The 4,248-nt window shown below is 56.6% G+C and carries 2 protein-coding genes; both read right to left on the reverse strand.

The annotated features are described in order from the left end of the window. Positions 1-488: 488 nt before the first annotated feature. Complete coding sequence (locus tag B0G38_RS23025) at positions 489-2,912, reverse strand: ATP-binding protein (RefSeq protein ID WP_264671629.1); 2,424 nt, start codon at positions 2,910-2,912, stop codon at positions 489-491. Between the two features lie 119 nt (positions 2,913-3,031). Then, entirely contained in the window at positions 3,032-3,976 is a 945-nt protein-coding gene (locus tag B0G38_RS23030; RefSeq protein ID WP_264671630.1) for a type IIL restriction-modification enzyme MmeI, read from the reverse strand. Positions 3,977-4,248 lie beyond the last annotated feature (272 nt).

Genomic DNA, 4,248 nt, shown 5'->3' on the forward strand with positions numbered 1-4,248 from the left:
GAGGAGGCGATTTTGCTTCCCGAACTCGCTGCAGCATAATCAGAGAACTGACCTGCACGGTGTCGAGAAACTCCACCACTCAGCGGGACGTAACCGTCCGAAATCTCCGCAGCAGCCCAAACGGCTGATTGTTAGGGGAAGGCATGGCCGCTGGCTGATGGCCTCTAGGCGTCGAATCACCTCTTCCCACTCTTCAATGAGGACTCTCGGAAGATTCACCATGTTTGTTCGCCCATGCAAGACATCCGAGCTTCGTGTGTAGATGTGGCGGGCAGCCTTCACTAGTCCCAAGAGTTCCGACATAGAAACTTTGCCGTGGTGAGTAACCAAAACATAGCTCAGACGGTCCTTGATCTTATCTTGGGGGCATTCCAAGTCTCTCCCTTGGAAAGCACCAATGAACGCTTCCATTGCAAGAAGTTCGAGCCGCTGCCGCAACTCGACTACCGACACGCGCGCCGCTGTGTCGGCTGGCAACTCGTGGAGCGTCATTTCCACTTTCCCAACCGTTTGCATGCTGCGCGAGCAGCCTTTACCTCCTCGACGGTCGCGACGGAGTGCGACTCGTTGCCGTGAACCGCTCCATTCCATCCGCTCAAATAGGGGCCAGCATCTCGAATAGCAGTAAATACGGGATTCGGTGAAATCGATGCAGGCCACAACTCAGCGGCAGATGCCATTCTCTGATCGGTTTGAAATTTCGCATCGATCGTTTTTAGATCTTGCCGCACGTCCCGCTTGTGTTGAACCGCATTTCGTACGACAAAGCTGCGTACAGCGTTGTCAAGACTTATCCGACAAAGCGCGCGCACGGTGCCTGTGACCTTCTCGGCCGAGCCGTCGGCGGCCACGGCGAAGTCCAGAATCGTGCGGGCGTCAGTCAGCAATTGATCCCATGCCTCGCTACTCTTCGCGATAGAGACAGTCCCAACTGCGGGATCTCGCTCTACTCGTCTCGTGTCGCAGTCAATGGCGCGCGCCGCCAAGTGTTCCTTCAGGCGTTCATCATGGGTTAAAACGATGACGCGCCTGTCCTTCGCGATGCTCGCGAGCAGCCCTGCCAATCGGTCAATGCGCAGTTCATCGAAAGCATGAACCGGGTCGTCCAGGACTAGAAAACCGAATGGACCGGCGTCAACTGATGCAAGAAGCGGAGCCAATAGGACCGCGTTGCGTTGGCCTGCGCTCAGCATCCCAAGTTCCACGTGATTGTCATTGGTGTCGAGTAGCTCCATGGAAGCCTTGGTCGACATCACCGTGAGGCTCTCCAGCCGAAGGTCAGCATCGGCCAATAGCTCCTGGACGCGCTCATTTGCTCTTGTCTGTAAGGAACCGCTTCGTTGTTTCCGCAAGAAAACACGTAGCTCTTCCACTCGTTTGACGGTATTCCCCCACAACGGGGAGTCTGTTCCTAGGGCCTGCTCTTGACGCCACGTTGATACGAACTCTGTTGCCGCTCGCGCCCGGGCTAGCCCCCATTGTTTAAGCCGATCTGTTTGTGCGATCGCCTCGGCCAGGAGTAGCCCGACCTCTTCCGCCTTCAACCAGTTCGCGAGATCGGTTGACGCTGTAAGAACCAAGTGATGGGGCCCGAGTCCGTGGCCCTCGACCGCGGCTTGCAACTTGTGCAAGAGACGCTGGCCCTCAAGACTCGTTCGATGGTGCCCGTCGCCTCGCGGCAGATCCAGCCCAATCTCGATCGTTGGACGCAGAAGAGTATTTGCAGATTCAAATAGGGCCTTGATTGCTGCATCGACTCTGGATTTGAGCAGCGACAGCTCTTGCGCGTTGGCGACTGTGCGGCCCAACGTCGATAACCAGCTGGCGTCGGGCGTTTCGCAGACCGGGCAGTCCCCGTCTTCAAGGCCACGACTTTGAGCTTCAGTGTGAAGCCTGTCGAGGGCGAGAAACAGACTCTGTTGGACCGATTTACTCGATTCTTCGAAGACTCCGCTACTCGCAATAAATTCATCCGCATGAGCTCTCAGACGCTTTGGCGCGTCCGAGGGTATCGACTTTGCTTCCACACCGGATTCCGAAAGGCCAGCGCTCTCAAGCCAGTCGTCAATTGAGGCGGAAATCTCTGGAACAGGGATTGCTTCCAGTCTTGCTGATGCAGCTTCAACGCCCCAGGCCTCGTCTAGCGCGTTCAATTCACGCGTCCAAGCATCTCTTGCCCGCTGCCATTTCTTGAAGGCAACGTCAGCGGTGGCGCGCCTATCTGCGATAGTGTCCTGAAGCGCAACAAAACTGCCTCCAAGCGCCAAGAGTCCCTCGAAGTATGTCGCGAGGTCCTTGCTTAGCTGAACGCGGCGCTCCAGGGCCGCGTATGCGAATACTGGAGAATGGCTCGCAAGTATCTGAGTCCACGATTCGCCCAGCGCTAGCTCACGCTGGCCTTCTCGATCTTCGACTTCGGCGGTATGTGAGACAACACTTCCAGATTCATCAATAGTGCAGCTAAGCAGCAGTCGTGTTCCCTCGGATTCCAAGGTGATTTCGACACGCGCAGCGGAGGATCCTCGTCCGAGATGTACCGGATCCCAGAGAGGTGCTTTTCCTGCCGTTCCTCCGGACGCGGAAGGAGTCTGTCCAGTTAGACAGACCTCGATCGCATCACTGATACTCGATTTTCCTGAGCCGTTAAGTCCATGCAGAACCGTGATACCCGGACTGGGGTCGAAGCTGATCTCCAAGGGTTGCTCATTAAGGATGCCCCGGAATCCGTGTATGGAAGCGTGTTCCATATTCCATCGCCGTCCATAGACGAGGATCTCCTCATCCGTGCGCTCGCTCCTGGCCAGTTCGCTCGCCACGGAATGGAGCCGTCCCCAACTGTCTTTGTCCTTCCGTGCGGCAGCCTCCTTTGCAGTTATGACATCGAGCAGTTCTCTGAACGAATACATCGTCATAGAGTCGGCCGCTACTGTATGGACACTCGGAGCTTCCACAGAGGGAGCTTCCCGCACCATTACCACGCTTCCCGAACTAGCGGCCGAATCAACTTCGCTCACGGGCTCAGAAACGCCGATCATTTCGTCAAGCTCATCTGTGGCGGAGCAATTTTAAAACCCGTGACGGACGGCTGTTCGAGTCCCCATGGCCCCGGAGAACGACCCAGACTCGGTTGGTCAGCCAGCTCCAGATTAAGGGCCAGCAGTTGCGTCAGAATTTCATCTTCAGGGGAAAACCCATAAGCCTTGAATACCGCTGCGTCCAAGGCGTGGTGGAGCTCCCTAAGCTGGTTTTTCCCAGGCATACGCAAGTCGTCGTATTGAACGGCAAGAGTCTCGCCATCTAGAAGTGCCTCCTCGCGCAGATACAGAATGGCTGACATTGCATCTCTCACGGCCGCCATGTCGTCGGAGGATGGCGCCTGCGGAAAGGGAAAGCAGTCCCAAACGGTAGTCGACGTATAGCGAGGATCACCCTTGAAGCTGAAGCACCGAGCTGCGATCCAACTCTGATGGATCGAAGACGACAAGACGCCCATGGAGTAGTCGTCATCGAGTGCGAAGACGGTCATGGCGTCACTGGGATGGATGCTGGCATCAACGAACTCGAATACGGTAGGGCGATTGACCGTGGCTACGCGAGAGGTCGCAATGTAGCGGCTTAACGGGGCAATCGCGGACAGCATCTCGCGCCGCCTGTAGCTCAGCTGCCACCAGGTTTGAAGGAAGCCGATGTGATGGGAATTGACCTTGGTTTTGGGATTGTCGGCTAGAGCGGCAGCGTTCTTCTCCGTTTGCTCTCTGGCTTTCTCCTCACGCACACCGAGCACCACTTCGGCGAGGTGCTTGAATGCGGCCGGATATTTGCTCCGAGCGGTTCTGAGGTCCTGCTCGGGAATATCGATCACCCATCGATCGACCACGAGCTTGTTGAGCATTTCCTTCCCCCCAAGGAACGGGTGGATGACTTGCTCGCTTCCATCGCTTGCGGCCACGAGTTCCACCATTTCTGCTTGATTCAATACGAATCCTTTGGCGACTCTGGTGACACCCGGGGTCTGCCCCTGGAAGCACCGGGCAGGAGTTGTGTTGAAAGGCAGGGGCAGCGCAGTACGTACGTCGACGCTTGGAGCTAAGGAAGTAGGAATGTGGGGAAGAACCATACGGCCGCAGACTTCCATGGCCTCGCGCCATTTGCCGGCTCTCCGTGGTTGGTGGTGAAAACGGGTACGGGCCCAGTTATGTGAAGGGCCCGTAGCCCTGCTGTGATGGATGTTCTCGACGCATTCATCAC

Source organism: Crystallibacter permensis, from assembly GCF_025960875.1.
Classification (GTDB): Bacteria; Actinomycetota; Actinomycetes; order Actinomycetales; family Micrococcaceae; genus Crystallibacter; species Crystallibacter permensis.

Bases quoted from the DNA above. Each gene is read 5' to 3' on its own strand.
- B0G38_RS23025 (WP_264671629.1), bottom strand. From the start codon at position 2,912: ATGACGATGTATTCGTTCAGAGAACTGCTCGATGTCATAACTGCAAAG.